The organism is Marinococcus halophilus, assembly GCF_900166605.1.
Classification (GTDB): domain Bacteria; phylum Bacillota; class Bacilli; order Bacillales; family Marinococcaceae; genus Marinococcus; species Marinococcus halophilus.
In genome coordinates this window covers 1-16,006 of the sequence record NZ_FVZD01000004.1, presented here as the reverse complement: position 1 = coordinate 16,006, position 16,006 = coordinate 1, and the positions used below count along the sequence as shown (strand labels likewise).

General features: G+C 49.5%; 17 protein-coding genes, 1 tRNA gene and 2 rRNA genes. 3 read left to right on the top strand and 17 right to left on the bottom strand.

The genetic code is table 11. From position 1 onward, the window contains the following. Positions 1-22: 22 nt before the first annotated feature. From B5066_RS01260 to groES, 5 genes are all read right to left on the bottom strand, one after another. Positions 23-367, bottom strand: coding sequence for an ArsR/SmtB family transcription factor (locus B5066_RS01260; protein WP_079474153.1), 345 nt, complete (start codon positions 365-367; stop codon positions 23-25). Between the two features lie 87 nt (positions 368-454). After that, positions 455-1,429: a Gfo/Idh/MocA family protein gene (locus B5066_RS01255; protein ID WP_079474152.1), complete on the bottom strand. Its 975-nt coding sequence runs from the start codon at positions 1,427-1,429 to the stop codon at positions 455-457. 125 nt (positions 1,430-1,554) lie between these two features. After that, positions 1,555-2,553 carry an Ltp family lipoprotein gene (locus tag B5066_RS01250; RefSeq protein ID WP_179124004.1) on the bottom strand — a complete coding sequence of 333 codons (999 nt, stop codon included), beginning with the start codon at positions 2,551-2,553 and terminating at the stop codon, positions 1,555-1,557. A 420-nt stretch (positions 2,554-2,973) separates the two neighbouring features. After that, positions 2,974-4,620 (bottom strand): chaperonin GroEL, encoded by a 1,647-nt coding sequence (gene groL, locus B5066_RS01245; protein ID WP_079474151.1) that lies wholly within the window; start codon positions 4,618-4,620, stop codon positions 2,974-2,976. 44 nt (positions 4,621-4,664) lie between these two features. After that, positions 4,665-4,949 (bottom strand): co-chaperone GroES, encoded by a 285-nt coding sequence (gene groES / locus B5066_RS01240; protein ID WP_022794320.1) that lies wholly within the window; start codon positions 4,947-4,949, stop codon positions 4,665-4,667. 345 nt (positions 4,950-5,294) lie between these two features. Here groES and B5066_RS01235 point away from each other — a divergent pair, with 345 nt between their 5' ends. Both B5066_RS01235 and B5066_RS01230 read left to right on the top strand, forming a co-directional pair. Further along, complete coding sequence (locus tag B5066_RS01235) at positions 5,295-6,020, top strand: CPBP family intramembrane glutamic endopeptidase (RefSeq protein WP_079474150.1); 726 nt, start codon at positions 5,295-5,297, stop codon at positions 6,018-6,020. A gap of 1 nt (position 6,021) precedes the next feature. Beyond that, complete coding sequence (locus B5066_RS01230; protein WP_079474149.1) at positions 6,022-6,210, top strand: DUF4305 domain-containing protein; 189 nt, start codon at positions 6,022-6,024, stop codon at positions 6,208-6,210. A gap of 68 nt (positions 6,211-6,278) precedes the next feature. On the opposite strand, the gene B5066_RS01225 is transcribed toward B5066_RS01230, so the two are convergent. Beyond that, the gene (locus tag B5066_RS01225) at positions 6,279-6,926 is read right to left on the bottom strand and encodes a redox-sensing transcriptional repressor Rex (RefSeq protein WP_079474148.1); all 648 of its coding nucleotides are present in this window, start codon (positions 6,924-6,926) and stop codon (positions 6,279-6,281) included. Between the two features lie 170 nt (positions 6,927-7,096). On the opposite strand from B5066_RS01225, the gene B5066_RS01220 reads away from it, so the two are divergent. After that, a complete protein-coding gene (locus tag B5066_RS01220) occupies positions 7,097-9,037 on the top strand; it encodes an ABC-F family ATP-binding cassette domain-containing protein (RefSeq protein WP_079474147.1) in 1,941 nt (646 codons plus the stop codon). 59 nt (positions 9,038-9,096) lie between these two features. Here the strand turns inward: B5066_RS01220 and tsaD are convergent, their stop codons facing one another. From tsaD to rrf (B5066_RS01165), 11 genes are all read right to left on the bottom strand, one after another. Next, on the bottom strand, positions 9,097-10,116 hold the full coding sequence (tsaD, locus tag B5066_RS01215) for a tRNA (adenosine(37)-N6)-threonylcarbamoyltransferase complex transferase subunit TsaD (RefSeq protein WP_079474146.1): 1,020 nt from the start codon (positions 10,114-10,116) through the stop codon (positions 9,097-9,099). Further along, entirely contained in the window at positions 10,103-10,564 is a 462-nt protein-coding gene (gene rimI, locus B5066_RS01210) for a ribosomal protein S18-alanine N-acetyltransferase (protein ID WP_079474145.1), read from the bottom strand. Before rimI ends, tsaD begins: the two co-directional genes overlap by 14 nt. Further along, the gene (gene tsaB / locus B5066_RS01205) at positions 10,561-11,271 is read right to left on the bottom strand and encodes a tRNA (adenosine(37)-N6)-threonylcarbamoyltransferase complex dimerization subunit type 1 TsaB (RefSeq protein WP_079474144.1); all 711 of its coding nucleotides are present in this window, start codon (positions 11,269-11,271) and stop codon (positions 10,561-10,563) included. The genes rimI and tsaB overlap by 4 nt, the downstream gene beginning before the upstream one ends. Beyond that, positions 11,252-11,725 (bottom strand): tRNA (adenosine(37)-N6)-threonylcarbamoyltransferase complex ATPase subunit type 1 TsaE, encoded by a 474-nt coding sequence (gene tsaE / locus B5066_RS01200; protein WP_079474143.1) that lies wholly within the window; start codon positions 11,723-11,725, stop codon positions 11,252-11,254. The genes tsaB and tsaE overlap by 20 nt, the downstream gene beginning before the upstream one ends. 22 nt (positions 11,726-11,747) lie before the next feature. Beyond that, positions 11,748-12,740, bottom strand: coding sequence for a thiamine-phosphate kinase (gene thiL, locus B5066_RS01195; RefSeq protein WP_079474142.1), 993 nt, complete (start codon positions 12,738-12,740; stop codon positions 11,748-11,750). Between the two features lie 206 nt (positions 12,741-12,946). Then, a tRNA-Met gene (locus B5066_RS01190) sits at positions 12,947-13,023 on the bottom strand. Between the two features lie 10 nt (positions 13,024-13,033). Then, positions 13,034-13,150 (bottom strand): 5S ribosomal RNA (gene rrf / locus B5066_RS01185). 77 nt (positions 13,151-13,227) lie between these two features. Then, positions 13,228-14,199, bottom strand: coding sequence for a 5-oxoprolinase subunit C family protein (locus B5066_RS01180; RefSeq protein WP_079474141.1), 972 nt, complete (start codon positions 14,197-14,199; stop codon positions 13,228-13,230). Then, entirely contained in the window at positions 14,196-14,960 is a 765-nt protein-coding gene (locus tag B5066_RS01175; protein WP_079474140.1) for a 5-oxoprolinase subunit PxpA, read from the bottom strand. Before B5066_RS01175 ends, B5066_RS01180 begins: the two co-directional genes overlap by 4 nt. Next, positions 14,950-15,678, bottom strand: a complete 729-nt coding sequence (gene pxpB / locus B5066_RS01170; RefSeq protein ID WP_079474139.1) for a 5-oxoprolinase subunit PxpB — start codon at positions 15,676-15,678, stop codon at positions 14,950-14,952. Before pxpB ends, B5066_RS01175 begins: the two co-directional genes overlap by 11 nt. 106 nt (positions 15,679-15,784) lie before the next feature. Next, positions 15,785-15,901 (bottom strand): 5S ribosomal RNA (gene rrf / locus B5066_RS01165). Positions 15,902-16,006: the final 105 nt, after the last annotated feature.

Here is a 16,006-nt window from a genome sequence, read left to right as displayed (position 1 = left end):
TTAATTCCAGTGGTGATGATCCTCAGTCGCAATTAATGCGCAGGCCGTCCCGTTCCAGCTGCTGCAGCTTTTCGTTTTGATCCGGTACATGCTGGAGTATGTCCTCCACCATTTCTGCAGAAGGGTGCTCCCGGTTAAACGAATAAAAAATCCAGTGGCCCTTCCGCTGCTCTTTAACAAGACCGGCGTCCCGGAGCTTTCGGAGGTGCTGGCTCACCGATGACTGCGACATATCCAGAAGCTCCACGAATTCACATACGCAGCATTCATGGTTTTGTACAAGGCTGACAATGGAAAGACGGGTGTTATCGCCCAAAAGCTTCAGCACAGAAGCAGTGTCTTTAATTTCCGGTTTAATCTTTTCCATACATTCACCTACCATCGTTTTATTATATAAGCATATGCTAATATAAAATTCGCCAAACGTCAATAAATAACGCTTAGCGAAGACCTTCTAATAATATTCTTTTACTAATTCTTCCATTGCCTGATTAGTACGGAACGCCGTTTCACCGGTGCTTGGACAAGTTCCTTTCCCAAGCAGTTCATCAATAATAGATTGAATATGGTGATACTGAATATGCTTCGGATGCTCGATATAAAAAAACTCTTCGTCGGCTTCGTTCAGAAGGATAATCGGCTTGTCGTCAAACGTCGAGAACGTTATTTCCCCTTTTGTGCCAACAATGCGGTTATCGTCTTCTTTATTATAGGAAGAAAAATTCCATACACCTATCCCGACAGCTCCGCTTTCAAATTTCCATGTGCCGCTCACCGTGTCTTCAGCCGCATAGGAATCAGCCAGATTGACCGCAGAACCCTTTACATCGCTTAAAGGACCGAGCAGGTAATCAAAGAGATCCAGCGTATGAGAGCCTACGTCGTAGAATAGACCTGCACCGCTCTTTTCAGGGTTTACCCTCCACGGCCATTCGCCTTTTTCATCTTTTTGAACGATGGGCTGGGTCTGCTGAATAGAAGCAAACCGCACCTCTCCAATGCTTCCGGCATCCAGCAGCTCTTTCACCTTTCGAAAACGCGGCAGAGATCTCCTATAGTAGGCAACAAACAACGGTACACCGTTATTTTCACAGGCTTTTATCATTTCTGCACATTCGTCTGTGCTGCCTGCCATTGGTTTTTCCACATATACTGGCTTCCCTGCGTCGGCAGCCATGATCGTATATTGCTTGTGCGAAGAAGGCGGCGTGGCAATATAAACGGCATCCACTTCAGCGTCATGGATAAGGTCCTCCGCTTTATCGTACCAGCTGGGCACCCCGTGACGTTCCGCATAATCCCTCGCCTTTTCTCCATTTCTTCTCATCACCGCCTGTAGGGAGCTGTTTTCGGCCAATTGAAAGGCAGGACCGCTTTTCACCTCTGTCACGTTACCGCACCCTATAATGCCCCATCGTATGTTTTTCATAGCATTTCCTCCCAAATGAAATTCATTTGTTTATTCAACATTCTTTTATACCTTTTCATTGTAAAAGCCATTGCCTATGAATAAAGGGAGCAGCCTTTGCTGTTCCCTTAAAATCAATATGTCTATTATAAACCAACCTGGCCGGCAGCATAGGTGGCATGCTCTGTGCTGAACCCTTCAAAGGTCAATTGATCAATCAGGCCCTGTCTTGAAAAAGAACTGTACTCCAGATAATCCTCGGCCTGAAGCACCGCCTGCTCCTCCCAGTCCACTGAGACGTTTGTCACACCATGAGCCGCTTCCGATGAACTGAAACCATCATACTCCAATTGCTCAATCAATCCTGATTCGGAGAATGCGGTGTATTCCAGATAATCCTGAGCCTGGCTGACCGCCTGCTCCTCCCAGTCCACTGTGATGTTTTCCACAGCGTATGTTGCATCCTCTGTGCTAAAGCCCTCATATTCTAATTGCTCGATCAACCCTGATTTAGAAAAGGCTGTATAGTCCAGATAACTCTGAGCCTGCCTGACCGCCTGCTCCTGGGAAGCAGATCCGCTGGATTCTTCTTCAGCCTGACGCTCTTCCTCTTCCATGGCTTCCTGCTCCGCTTCCTCTTTAGCCTGGCGTTCTTCCTCTTCCTTGGCTTCCTGCTCCGCTTCCTCTTCAGCCTGGCGTTCTTCCTCTTCCTTGGCTTCCTGCTCCGCTTCCTCTTCAGCCTGACGCTCCTCTTCTTCCTTGGCTTCCCGCTCCGCTTCCTCTTCAGCCTGGCGCTCTTCTTCTTTCCTTGCTTCCCGCTCGGCTTCTTCAGCCTGGCGCTCTTCCTCTTCCTTGGCTTCCTGCTCAGCCTCTTCCTCAGCCTCACGCTCTTCCTTCGCTTTCTGTTTTTCTTTCTCTTCGTTATTCTTTTGCTTATCCGTAGCTGCTGTAGCATCTTCTGCTTCTAATTCTGTAGCATCTTCGGCCGTATTTTCCCCAGCTATTTCTGTAGAAGAATCAGTTGGAACTAGTATAACAAATAAAATTAAAGCATAAATAATAGAAGCTGTAATCATCTTCCACTTCACCCTGGAACGATATCCCGGAATCCGTTTATACCATTTTTTCTTTTCTTTATACCTCATTAAACTCCCCCCTTTTTTACATATATCGGCTAAATTTTACCATATTAAAGTAAAGCCAGAAATCTAATGGAAGAGAGCTTTTAGATGATTTTGACTTCATTGAAGAGAGGATTTGGAGAAGTTATTGAGAACTTTACGATTATTGTGTCCGAGTATCCAGTTTACTTTTTTAGCGATTGGGTTGTTCGTCTAACAGGTACTAGCCTTCGCTCCTAATGACTAAAAACAATATAAAAAAGCTTCCCACAAGTTCAGTGAACTCATGAGAAGCTTAAAGTAAATTCTATTCAAATGTTAGCAAAATATTAGCATTCTGCTCATTTTCATTAAAACTGGGTTATAGCATAGGATTGAGCGGAGCCCGGACGCAAGCCGCGACGTCCTGTCGCAGCCGTCCGGGTGACCAACATCCTGTTGGCCCTACATCATGCCGCCCATTCCGCCCATGCCACCCATGTCTGGCATGCCGCCGCCGGCACCGCCGCCATTTTCTTCTGGGATATCGGCGATAACTGCTTCGGTTGTCAGGAACATGGAGGATACGGACGATGCGTTTTGCAGCGCGGAGCGGGTAACTTTTGTAGGATCGACAATGCCTGCGTCAATCATGTTTACCCATTCGCCGGTCGCTGCGTTGTAGCCGTGTCCAACTGCTTCTGTTTTCAGGCGCTCAACGATAACGGAGCCTTCAAGGCCTGCGTTATGAGCAATCTGACGGAGTGGTTCTTCGAGGGCACGGAGAACAATTTTCACGCCGGTTGCTTCGTCGCCTGTTGTGTTGTTCATTTCTTCTTCTACTTTTTTGTAGACGTTCATCAGCGCGGTACCGCCGCCGGAGACAATGCCTTCTTCTACCGCTGCGCGTGTAGAGCTGAGGGCGTCTTCGATGCGGAGCTTGCGCTCTTTCATTTCCGTTTCAGAAGCTGCGCCGACTTTAACAACGGCTACGCCGCCGGCAAGCTTCGCGAGGCGCTCCTGAAGTTTTTCACGGTCGAATTCGGAAGTCGTTTCTTCCATCTGCGTACGAAGCTGTGTAACACGTGCGCTGATCGTCTGCGGATCGCCGCTTCCTTCTACGATCGTTGTGTTGTCTTTATCGATCGTGATTTTGTTAGCGTGACCGAGCTGATCAATTGTCGCTGTTTTCAGGTCAAGACCTACATCTTCTGTAATGACCGTACCACCGGTAAGGGTAGCAATATCTTCAAGCATTGCTTTACGACGGTCGCCAAAGCCTGGTGCTTTCACTGCTACTGCGTTGAATGTGCCGCGCAGCTTGTTAACAACGAGTGTTGCCAACGCTTCGCCTTCCACATCTTCTGCGATGATGAGGATTGGACGGTTCTGCTGTACAACCTGTTCAAGCAGCGGAAGTACTTCCTGGATGTTTGTAAGCTTCTTGTCCGTAATTAAGATGTACGGATTATCGAGCTCTGCAGTCATGGATTCATTGTCGGAAACCATGTACGGGGAAGCATAGCCGCGGTCAAACTGCATACCTTCCACAACTTCAAGCTCTGTTTCAAGGCCGCGGGATTCTTCGACTGTGATAACGCCGTCGTTTCCTACGCGCTCCATCGCTTCTGCAATGATCTGGCCGATTTCTTCAGAGCCTGCGGAAATAGCACCGACCTGCGTGATGGATTCTTTGCCTTCAATTGGCTTGCTGACGTTACGGAGTTCCTCGACCGCTACCTTGGTCGCGTTCTCCATACCGCGGCGGATACCCATTGGGTTCGCACCGGACGTAACGTTTTTCAGGCCTTCCTGAATCATTGCCTGGGCGAGCACGGTTGCTGTAGTCGTACCGTCACCGGCAATGTCATTCGTTTTGCTGGCAACTTCGGATACAAGCTGCGCACCCATATTTTCAAAGTTATCTTCGAGTTCGATTTCTTTGGCGATGGTTACACCGTCATTGGTGATAAGCGGGGAACCGAACTTTTTCTCCAAAACAACGTTACGGCCTTTCGGTCCAAGCGTTACTTTTACAGCGTTTGCCAGTTCGTCCACACCGCGGAGCATCGCGCGGCGGCCATTTTCACTAAACTTAATATCTTTAGCCATGATGAAATCCTCCTAATGAAATATTGATTTCGAAATGAAGCTGATTACTGAACTACCGCGAGGATGTCGCTTTCGCGAACGATCAAATATTCTTTGCCGTCGTATTTTACTTCTGTGCCTGCAAACTTCGAATAAACGACGATATCGCCTTCGCTTACTTCCGGCGTTACGCGTTCACCGTTGTCTTTTAAAGCTCCGGAACCAACAGCCACCACGCGTCCTTCCTGTGGTTTCTCCTGGGCGGAGTCCGGCAGCACAATACCGCCAGCAGTTTTTTCTTCTGATTCCACTTGTTCGAGTACGAGTCGATCACCTAAAGGCTTTAACAAAGAAAACAACCTCCTTAGAATATTTTCATCGTCCGTTATATGTAACGGAAACGACAGTAACACCATTTTGTTAGCACTCATTAAACCCGAGTGCTAAACCCAATTATTATATTAATCAACCTGGGCTTTGTTTGCAAGAGGGAACCGAAAATTTTTTCTGTCTTTTCCCACTCCGGTGCTTGATGGCACCTGCATTCACATTCCCTGCTGCTCTCTTTGTTAACCTTCTATTTGAAAATTGTCATAAATTCGCAGTTGCTCTCTTTATTATTCCTGCAGAGACCTGTGATACAATAGGAGCGTTCTAACACAGATTTAACCGAAGATTAGGAGTGATTTCCTTCCATGGCCGCACGTTACTGGAGCATTGTTATCATTTACGTACTTATGCAGCTCTCGGGCATCGTTGCCGTTCCGGCTCTTTTAGCTATAGGCAGCTTTGATTCCGACCAGCAGGCTTCATACTTCTGGATTTTTGCAAGCTTTATTACCGCTTTAATTGTCATTTTGATTTTGTTAATCCCGGAACGCGGCCAACAGCTCGCGTTTAATAAACCGAAGATGCCATGGCCCAACGCTACTGCCTGGATTTTCATCGGCTTTGCCCTTGCCTACGCCGGTCAGATTGTTGCCGGCCTGATTGAGCAGAACCTGCTCGGCATTGATTCAGCCTCCGAAAATACGGCGCAGATTATCGAGCTCGTTAACAGCATGCCAGCCTTTGTAATTATCGTGGCGGTGATCGGCCCGATTCTTGAAGAGCTTGTATTCCGTAAAGCTATATTTGGCTCCCTGTACAAGCGCACAAACTTTTTCGTTGCCGCCATCATCAGCTCTTTGATATTTGCTGCTGTGCATTTGGATTTTACGCACCTGCTCGTTTATACCATGATCGGCTTTGTGTTTGCTTATTTGTATGTTAAAACCGGACGGATCATTGTGCCGATTATCGTTCACTCTGTCATGAACGCGTTTGTGGTTGGCATTCAGGTACTGTTTCAGGATGAAATTGAGCGTATTATGCGTGAAGCCGAGGGTGCACTCATTCTGCTTGTTCAGGGGTTGATGTAATATGAAAGCTTCCACCGCTGCCCTTTTTTACTTTGTGCTGGGCGGAGTGCTGCTGATGTTTACGTATTTTTCCGTCAGCGAGTCCTCCTGGTCATTCTGGAGTATTCTGCTTGCCGCCTTTGCTGCCTATGACTTCGTTATGGGCTTCAACTATCTGCGCCTCATGGCAGAGCAGAACAAAAAGAAATAGCAAAAGGGACCAGCCAGTATTCGGCGGTCCCTTTTTAATAGATTAATATACGTCTTCCCCCGGCAGCCCTATTCGCTGTCCAGCGGATAATTTTTCAGAAAATACACGAGTGTCTGCAGCTCGATGGCAAGATCGATATGATGCACGCGTACAGATGCCGGCACGGATAAACGTGCCGGCGTGAAATTTAAAATACCGCTGATGCCTGCCTCCACCAGTTTTTCTCCAGTTGTCTGGGCGGCGGCGGATGGCACCGTGAGCATCGCTACGGACACGTTATGTTCTTCAAGCTTTTCTGCCAGATCGTCGGTGTGATACACCGGCACATTTCCAATCTGCTCGCCCACCATATCCTTATTAATATCAAATGCAGCCACAATCCGAGTGTTTTCATTTTTGGAGAAATTATAGCGAAGCAGCGCTTTGCCGAGATTCCCGACACCAAGAAGCACGACGTCCGTTGCCTCGTCCTGGTCCAGGGTTTTCCGAAAAAACGACAGCAGATACTGGACGTTATAGCCGTAGCCTTTTTTGCCGAGGGCACCGAAATACGAAAAATCCCGGCGGATCGTTGCCGAGTCCACTTTCACCGCCTCGCTCAACTCCGTTGAAGAAACGCGGGTTTTGCCTGTTGCATACAGGCTTTCTAGAAATCGATAATATAGGGGCAGCCGCTTTGCGGTTGCCTGCGGAATTTTTTGCTGGTCTGTATTCATAGTTATTTCCACCTAAATGTATTGTCATCGTCTGTAGACAGTATAGCATGTGTCCCCGTGAAAACGTACCGAAACGCTTGTCATGCACGAGACTTATCCTGTTTCGCGTTTCACGGAAAAGTACGATACACTGATATTATCAGAGTTGTAATTAAAGGAGCTATATAAATATGATTTTACTTCAATGTTCGGCTGTCACCAAGTCTTTTGGGGCAGAAACCGTACTTGATCAAATAAAACTTGAAGTCAAGGAAGGCGAGCGGGTCGCCCTGGTCGGCAACAACGGGGCCGGCAAATCCACCCTTCTGAAAATTCTTGCTGGCGAATCCTCGTATGATTCCGGCTCCGTCACGATGCCAAAAGGCACGACATTCGGATACCTTGAGCAGCATACCGGATTGAACAGCGATAAAACCATGTGGGATGAAATGCTCGATGTTTTTACCCACCTTCAAAAAGCTGAAGCCGAGCTGCGCCGCATGGAGGCAAGAATGGCTGAGCCCGACATTATTGATGACGCCAGAGCCTACGAAAAGCTAATGGCCGATTACGATCAGCGCCAGCAGGAATTCGAAGCCCGCGGCGGCTACCGCTATGAATCCGACATCCGCACGGTGCTTGCCGGCCTTGGCTTTGGCAGCTTCTCTCTCGACACACCGGTGCAGTCACTGAGCGGCGGCCAGAAGACCCGACTTGCCCTTGGCAAGCTGCTGCTGTCCCGGCCCGATCTCCTGATTCTTGACGAGCCGACCAACCATTTGGATATGGATACCCTCCGCTGGCTCGAACAGTATTTAAGCAGCTATCCGGGTGCTGTCCTGATCGTCTCCCACGACCGGTATTTTCTGGACCAGATCGTGACGAAGGTGTATGAAATCATTCATAAAAAAGCCCGCTTATTTTACGGCAACTACAGTGCCTTTCAGGAAAAACGGGCGGAACTGTTTGAACAGGAAATGCAGGCCTATGAAAAGCAGCAGAAGGAAATTGCCGAGCTTGAAGACTTTGTGCAGAAAAATATTGTGCGCGCCTCTACGACAAAACGGGCCCAGAGCCGGCGGAAAAAGCTCGAAAAAATGGATAAGCTCGACAAACCGCAGCGGGACGGCAAATCTGCCTCCCTGCGCTTCGACATTGACCGGCAGAGTGGCAACGATGTACTAAAAGCAGAAGACCTTACCTTCCGCTTTGGCGACAAGGCGCCCGTCTTCGAGCATTTAAATGTCCGGGCCCAGCGTGGCGAGAGCATCGCGCTGATCGGACCGAACGGGACGGGCAAAAGTACCTTTTTAAAAACGATCAAGGGAGAGCTTGAGCCGGATGCAGGCCATATTCAGCTCGGAAGTAAAGTAGACCTTGGCTATTACGACCAGCAGCAGGCCGAACTGAATTCAGGCAAAACCGTGCTGCAGGAGCTGTGGGACGAATATCCGCTTGAAAACGAAAAAGACATCCGCACGGTGCTTGGCCAGTTTTTATTTACCGGTGAGGACGTGCTGAAGCAGGTATCTGACTTAAGCGGCGGGGAAAAAGCGCGCCTTTCGCTTGCTAAGATGATGATGCAGAAGTCGAATTTTCTGCTGCTCGACGAGCCGACCAACCATCTCGATCTTGACAGCAAGGAAGTTCTTGAAGACGCCCTGATTGATTATCCGGGCACCATTTTGTTTGTTTCCCACGACCGGTATTTTCTGAACCGGATTGCAACCCGTATCCTTGAAATGGGAAATGGCGATGTCCGCAACTACATCGGGGATTATGACTATTATCTGTTCAAAAAGGAAGAAGAACGGGAAAAAGCGGCGCTCCAGGCTGAGCGTGAAGGGCCAAAGCCTGAAGACACCGGGGCAGCAAAATCTTCATTTGCAGACGACAAAGCAGCCAAGCGTGAGGCCCGCAAGCGGCAGCGCCGCATTGAACAGATTGAACAGGATATTGAAGCCAAGGAACAGCTCGTCGAGGAGCAGGAAGCTGCTCTCTTCGAACCTGACGTATATGAAGACCATGAAAAGGCAGCTGGTTATCAGTCGTCGATTAACGAATTAAGAAGCGAGCTCGACCAGCTGATGGAAGAATGGGAAGAGCTGCAGCTTGAAGAATCCAGTTCCTAGATCATTCCCTTTACACAGCAAAGCCCGTGGCCTCAGTAGAAGAGGTCACGGGCTTTTTGTTACATATGGAGCGGCAGGCCGGGCACGCCGTTTAAATCCATGCTGGAAAAGTTTCCCTTTTTCCAGTTGATATAGGCGGCAGCACCGATCATAGCCGCATTATCAGTACATAAATGCAGCGGCGGAATCTGCAGCTTAACGCCGCTTTCTTCGAACTTCTCTTTCATTGCTGCCCGCAGGCCGCTATTGGCTGCCACACCGCCTACAACCATTACCTGCTTCGCCTCACAGGCCGCTGCCGCCCGGGCTGTTTTTTCCGTCAGCACGGTAATAACGCTCTGCTGGAAGCTCGCCGCGACGTCTTCCGGTGCCCATTCTTCTCCGCGCTGGCGGGCGTTGTGGAGCGTATTCATGACAGCTGATTTCAAGCCGCTGAAGCTGAAATCATAGGACCCCTCCTCCAGCCAAGCCACAGGAAGCGGTACAGATGGATCGCCCGTCTTAGCCAGCTTATCGAGCTCCGGCCCTCCAGGATACGGCAGGCCGAGCGTGCGTGCAACTTTGTCATATGCTTCCCCAACTGCATCATCTCTCGTCTGGCCCAGCAGTTCGTACTGTCCTTCTTCCCTGATCAGCACAAGCTCCGTGTGACCGCCGGAAACAACGAGCGCAAGCGCAGGATATTCCCACTCTGCCTCCAGCCGGGTCGCCTGGATATGGCCGGCTATATGGTGGACGCCGATCAGCGGCAGTCCCTTTGCGTACGCTGTCGCCTTCGCAGCATTTACCCCCACAAGAAGCGCTCCCACAAGTCCGGGCCCTTCTGTAACCGCCACGGCGGATAAATCAGAAAATGTACTATCAGCTTCCTCGAGCGCCTGTTCCATTACCTGAGTGATGGATTCCGCGTGATGTCTCGAAGCGACCTCCGGCACAACTCCGCCAAAGCGTTTATGGCTTTTCATCTGGGAGAGAACGACATTGGACAGAATCTCCGTGCCGTTTCTGATCACCGCAGCGGCTGTTTCGTCACAGCTCGTTTCCACAGCCAGAATATCTATTGGTTCATGCTCGTTCATTCATATTCACCCACATTACTATCGCATTTTCATTATTATCCACATAATAGTTTTTTCGAACGCCGCCAGGCACAAACCCAAATTTATCGTACAGGTTCCGGGCGGTTTCATTGGTTTCACGCACCTCGAGCGTCATCGTCCGGGCACCGTACGTGTAGGCCAGTTCCATCAAATTGGCCAGCAGCTCCTGCCCAATTTTCCGGCCGCGGTAGCGTGAGTGTACCGCAATGTTTGTCACATGAGCTTCGTCGATGACAATCCATACCCCGCAGTAGCCGACAATTCTGCCATCAACTTCTGCCACCAGATAATGGGCAAACTGGTTGTTATACATCTCGTTTTCAAACGCCCGCCGGCTCCACGGCATCGAAAAAGCGTTATGCTCTACCTCCATTACGTTATCGATATCGTCGGTGCTCATCAAACGGATCAGTATTTCTGCTTTCATTCGGATCTCCCACTTTGGGCCTTCTGCCAGTTTTTTTCCGCTTCGGCAAGCTGGGCGTATTCCGGGACTACCGCATGAGCTTCCCTTGGCTCCCCGATAGTTCGCGCGACACGGATGATTTCTGCAGGCCGTGGGGTCTGCTCCGCCCAATCCGCAAATACTGCCCGGCTGCCGAGTTGTTCCTGGATCAACGGCCGCCGGGTATCTGTATCTTCTCCGACAAACAAAACGTTTTCCTGCCGTTGGTCGAGCATCCCGAGCCATTCCGAAAGCAGAATGATTTGATCATCGGCCTGGCGTTCCACGATATTTTTTGTCGTTTCTCCAGAAAACGCCGCGGTATATACCTGATTTCTGCGCGCATCTATCAGTGGAGAAACGAGGCCAGGAAATCCAAGACCGTTTTGGGCAAACATCTGCAGGGTCGACACAGGATAAAGAGGGATATTTAAAGCCCAGGCCATCGATTTAGCCGTCGTTACTCCTATGCGCACTCCGGTGTATGATCCCGGACCGGTAGTCACCGCTATTGCCTCCAAATCACCCGGAGCTGTCCCGCTCTCTTTCATCAGTGATTCCACAGCCGGCATCAGACGGATGGAATGGTTTTTTCTAATATTGGTGGTGTACTCCCCGAGGATTTTTTGTTCATCTGCAAGGGCAATGCCCAACACATGCGTTGAGGTGTCAATTGCGAGCATTTTCATCGTTCTGCAACTCCTTCATCTTTTCCTTCCACCGCTCGCCCACGGCCTTCAAGGTCAATTGCCTGCTCGTCTCCCCGGTATATTGTATCTCTACCTCCAGGCGGTCCTCCGGCCATTGTTCCAGGCGGATCGGCCATTCTAGAAGCGAAACTCCGCCTGCCTCAAAGTATTCCTCAATCCCGATTTCCTCTGCTTCTTCCTCTGAAAGACGGTAAAGATCAATATGAAACAATGGCAGCCTTCCTTCGTATTCTTTAACGATTGTAAAGCTTGGGCTGTTTACCATCGCGGTAACACCAAGGCCTCTGGCAAAGCCTTTGGCAAAATGTGTTTTTCCTGCTCCGAGGCTGCCAAGCAGCCATATTTTCTCATCTGCTTCCGCCTGCCGGCCTAAAAGCTCTCCCCACGCTGCTGTTTCCCCGGGGGAAGAAGTGTCGATGACCCACTCTGTCATATCGTTTCTTCCTTTCTGCTGCTTATGATGAACGAAAATGATTGTAGCCGGATTTTTGCAGCTTCGTACGGGAGCCGTTTTCCTGCAGGATGACCTGTCCGTTTCCTTCTGAAACCTTTCCAATGGCATATAATGGCATCCCGGCGTTCCAGAATTGTTCTCTCAGCTTTTCCCACTCTGATGAAGCTACTGTTCCGACCAGCTCAAAATCCTCTCCACCGTAAAACATATGCTTTTTCATTGTCTGGACTTCCAGAGGCTTCATGGCTGCATGCACGGGAAGTCCGGAAAAGTCCAGTTCTATCGAAACACTGCTCGCTTCCGCAATTTCAAAGCATTCGCTCGCAAGGCCATCACTGATATCATTTAAAGCGATGCGGCCACCGTATTCCACCAACAGACGCCCTGCTTCCACCTGAGGTACCGGACGCTGATGATAGGCAATCAACGATTTTTCCCGTTCGGAATACGCAGCGTCCTTTGTCCGATCAAGCAGTAATTCCAGCCCGGCAGCCGACATGCCGACCGGTCCTGTTAAAAATACGATGTCCCCGGGTTCCGCAGCGCTCCGCAGCAGCTGCTGTCTTTCTTCCACTGCTCCGATTACCGTAATACTCACCATTAAGTCGCGCCGGGAGGATACCGTGTCTCCGCCAATCATATCCATCTGATAGCGCGCTCCCAGTTCATTCATTCCCCGGTACAGTTCGTTTAATTCCTCTTCGGACCAACCGGGCGTTACCGCAATCGATATCACGTAAAAATGCGGCACGCCTCCCATCGCAGCGACATCGCTAATGTTTGCAGCCAGTGCTTTAAAACCAATATCAAACGGATTCATCGTATCCTTCCGAAAATGGACGTCTTCAATCATCGTATCCACACAGACAATTTCATTCATTTGCGCCATCGGCCGATAGACCGCGGCATCATCACCTATTCCTACTTCAAGGCGCTCCTGAAAGGTCTGCGTTGGTTTTCGTTCGTTAATCCAGTCAAATTCGTCGTATGGCATAAACTGCTCCTCAATGATCTCTCATAATAGTCTCCTGCCAGTTTATCGTATTCTTGCAATCGCGTACAGTAAACGAGCAGGCTGTACCCCGTTTATCGAAAAACTACCCTCAGTGCATAAGCACAAAGGGTAGCTTGGTTTCCCGCTTCGTCGATTAAATTTTTTCATAAAAAAAAGCCTTGCCGGCTTTAATCGATTAGTATAATTGGTTGCGGGAGGAGGATTTGAACCTCCGACCTCCGGGTTATGAGCCCGACGAGCTACCAGACTGCTCTATCCCGCGATGTGGTATAGCGCGGCGACGATCTACTTTCACGGGGGGAGAGCCCCCGGCTATCATCAACGCTGAAGAGCTTAACTTCCGTGTTCGGCATGGGAACGGGTGGGACCTCTTCGCTGTTGTCACCGCACTATGTATACTGTCTCTCAACAAGACAATTATTATCTTACCATGTGGGTTATATGAACGCAAGGGGTTTTTTATATTTTATCGCCATTTTTTATCATTTACAGCAAAGTACACGTCTTCAATCGACCGGTGCTGCTGTTTAAAAGCCTCGTGGGCTTCTTTCAGCGACACCCGTTCAAACTTTATAGAAGCCTTTGGCTGCAATTGGGCAGCTTTTGGTAAATCAGCACTAATAACGTTTAACACCCGGGCATAGCCACCCGTCGTCTGTCGGTCAGCCATTAGAACCATCGGCCGGCCGTTCGAAGCCAGCTGCACAGTTCCAAAAGCTACTCCATCCGATATTATGCCGCCATCTTTCTGAATAAAAACTTCCGTTCCCTCAAGTCGGATCCCCATTCGGTCAGCTTCCTGGGTCACGACGTAGGATTCCTGAAGCAAAATCTGTTCAGCCTCCGCTGTCAATTGATTAAATTCCGGCCCTTCCACTACCCGGAGTGTCTGCTGTTTGTCATAAACTGGCACAAGTGCAGAAGACAACCGCCGTTCGAAAGGAGTCGGAGCAGGGCGCCCCTCTGCTTGGTACAGCTTGTCTCCGCTTTCAAGCTCACGGCCCTCCACACCTCCTATGCCGGCTTTTGTATATGTCGCCCGGCTCCCTAAAACCACCGGCACATCTATACCTCCTGCAATACAAATATAGGCACGGGCGCCTTGGGCCGGACCATTAAAGGACAATTCATCTCCTTCGTAAACCTTTCTTGTCGCCCACATCGGGATGGCTTTGTTGTTTATTTCCGGTTGTAAATTTCCGCCTGTAACAGCAATGACCGCTTCTTCATGAAACGCCAGGGTCGGCCCCATCAAGGTCAATTCCAATCCGGCTGCAGTCAGGTAGTTCCCACACAAGGCATTTCCTATTTGAAAGGCGTACATATCCATCGCTCCAGATACCGGGACGCCAAGATACTGATAGCCGCTCCGCCCCGTGTCCTGAACGGTCGTAAATAGTCCAGCTTTTCGCACTGTACAGAAAGGTGTCCGCCTCATATACGATCCCCCGCTGCCTGCACCCTGGTACCATGGTGCTCAAGCTGCTTTTTCAGATGCTGAATAAAAAGCACCGCCTGTTCGTTATCACCATGTACGCATACCGTATCTGCCTCCATAGCCACAACTGTACCATCCACTGCCCTCACGGTTCCCTTTTGGAGCACCTCGAGCACCTGGTCTGCAGCTTTTTCAGGTTGGTCAATGAACGCCTTCTTCTCTGTTCTTGGTGTCAATGTTCCTTCAGCCGTATACGTGCGGTCTGCAAATATTTCTTTTACCACCTGTAAGCCTTCTCTTTCCCCCTGCGCATGCAATTCTGTATGGACGGGGGCAAACAATAGGAGGTCTTTATTAAAATCTTTCACCGCCCGCACCACTCCTTTAGCAACATCACTATCGCGAAGGGCGGCATTATATAAAGCCCCGTGGGGCTTCACGTGCTGCATCTTTACTCCTTCTGCCACGCAGAAGGCATGGAGAGCCCCTATCTGGTAGAGACAAAGCTGATAAATTTCTTCTTCCTTCATTGCTATATGTCTACGGCCAAACCCTTCTTTATCCAAAAACCCAGGATGCGCTCCAACCGCCGTGCCGTACTGTTTAGCAAGAGCAACAGTGTGCGCCATCACTGCTGCATCTCCTGCGTGGCCCCCACAGGCAATATTGGCTGAAGACACTAAAGGAAGCACCTCCTGATCCATCCCAAGTGTATAAACGCCGTAGCTTTCGCCTAAGTCACAATTTAAATCAATAGTCATGTGTCTGCCCCTCCTCTATACGGATGCTATATTCACCGCGACTGACACTCTCTTCAATTTCAATATATTCGTTATGAGACACAGGTTCAAAGCGGAGCAAATGACCCGGAGCCAGAAGCGCAGGTTCTTCACTATTAACATTGAATAAAGGCACCGGAGTCTTTCCAATAATGTTCCATCCTCCCGGGCTGTCAATCGAATATATCCCTGTCTGGGCATTGGCAATGCCCACAGATCCTGCTTCCACCTTTCCTCTCGGTGTTTCAAGACGAGGGGTATGGAGTCGTTCATTCAGTCCGCCGAGGTACGGAAACCCCGGGGTAAAACCCAGCATATAAATAAAATAGTCAGCATCGCTGTGCAGCTCCACTACTTTTTCTACAGAAAGTTCCTTCTCTGCAGCAAGTCGTTCAAGGTCCTGGCCGAGCGATACGTCATAACAAACTGGCAGATAATATGTTCGTATAGTTTTTTCCAATTCATCATTCATATGCAAAAAAATAGTATCAATTGTCTCACAAAGACGTTCATATTTTATTTTCAAAGGATCATAATACACGGTTAAGGCACAGTAGCTGGGAAGGCACTCGATAATCCCAGTCGGCTGCTCTTGTTTTAAAGCATTATAAAGCCGGTGGACCCTGCGGTTTACGGAGGGAGAAATTACGTTTTCCAATTGCACACTTAAGGCATGATCACCGATAGGAACAATATTCATATTATCTTTCTCCCTCCTAATAATTAGTATGTTTATTGTAGCATAGAGAAAAAGGAAAAAAATATAAAAAAACCGCTCCCCTCCGAAAAGGGAAACGGTTTAGCTCGCCCGGCAGCGATCTACTTTCACGGGGGGAGAGCCCCCGGCTATCATCAACGCTGAAGAGCTTAACTTCCGTGTTCGGCATGGGAACGGGTGGGGCCTCTTCGCTGTTGCCACCGGACCGGCCCGTCGGGCCCTGACAACCAAATACCGAGACCGCGGCCACCGCCGCGTATCGTGCTGAGCGTGGATAAGACTTCGACCGATTAGTATCCGTCCGCTGCAC

What these genes read in the sequence shown, in the direction of transcription:
- tsaD (WP_079474146.1), bottom strand. Translation starts at nt 10,116, where the DNA reads ATGAACGAGCATGAACCAATAGATATTCTGGCTGTGGAAACGAGCTGT.
- B5066_RS01250 (WP_179124004.1), bottom strand. Translation starts at nt 2,553, where the DNA reads ATGAGGTATAAAGAAAAGAAAAAATGGTATAAACGGATTCCGGGATAT.
- tsaB (WP_079474144.1), bottom strand. Translation starts at nt 11,271, where the DNA reads ATGAAAATGCTCGCAATTGACACCTCAACGCATGTGTTGGGCATTGCC.
- pxpB (WP_079474139.1), bottom strand. Translation starts at nt 15,678, where the DNA reads ATGAATATTGTTCCTATCGGTGATCATGCCTTAAGTGTGCAATTGGAA.
- B5066_RS01220 (WP_079474147.1), top strand. Translation starts at nt 7,097, where the DNA reads ATGATTTTACTTCAATGTTCGGCTGTCACCAAGTCTTTTGGGGCAGAA.
- tsaE (WP_079474143.1), bottom strand. Translation starts at nt 11,725, where the DNA reads ATGACAGAGTGGGTCATCGACACTTCTTCCCCCGGGGAAACAGCAGCG.
- B5066_RS01230 (WP_079474149.1), top strand. Translation starts at nt 6,022, where the DNA reads ATGAAAGCTTCCACCGCTGCCCTTTTTTACTTTGTGCTGGGCGGAGTG.
- rimI (WP_079474145.1), bottom strand. Translation starts at nt 10,564, where the DNA reads ATGAAAGCAGAAATACTGATCCGTTTGATGAGCACCGACGATATCGAT.
- B5066_RS01260 (WP_079474153.1), bottom strand. Translation starts at nt 367, where the DNA reads ATGGAAAAGATTAAACCGGAAATTAAAGACACTGCTTCTGTGCTGAAG.
- B5066_RS01235 (WP_079474150.1), top strand. Translation starts at nt 5,295, where the DNA reads ATGGCCGCACGTTACTGGAGCATTGTTATCATTTACGTACTTATGCAG.
- B5066_RS01175 (WP_079474140.1), bottom strand. Translation starts at nt 14,960, where the DNA reads ATGACTATTGATTTAAATTGTGACTTAGGCGAAAGCTACGGCGTTTAT.
- B5066_RS01255 (WP_079474152.1), bottom strand. Translation starts at nt 1,429, where the DNA reads ATGAAAAACATACGATGGGGCATTATAGGGTGCGGTAACGTGACAGAG.
- groL (WP_079474151.1), bottom strand. Translation starts at nt 4,620, where the DNA reads ATGGCTAAAGATATTAAGTTTAGTGAAAATGGCCGCCGCGCGATGCTC.
- B5066_RS01180 (WP_079474141.1), bottom strand. Translation starts at nt 14,199, where the DNA reads ATGAGGCGGACACCTTTCTGTACAGTGCGAAAAGCTGGACTATTTACG.
- thiL (WP_079474142.1), bottom strand. Translation starts at nt 12,740, where the DNA reads ATGCCATACGACGAATTTGACTGGATTAACGAACGAAAACCAACGCAG.
- B5066_RS01225 (WP_079474148.1), bottom strand. Translation starts at nt 6,926, where the DNA reads ATGAATACAGACCAGCAAAAAATTCCGCAGGCAACCGCAAAGCGGCTG.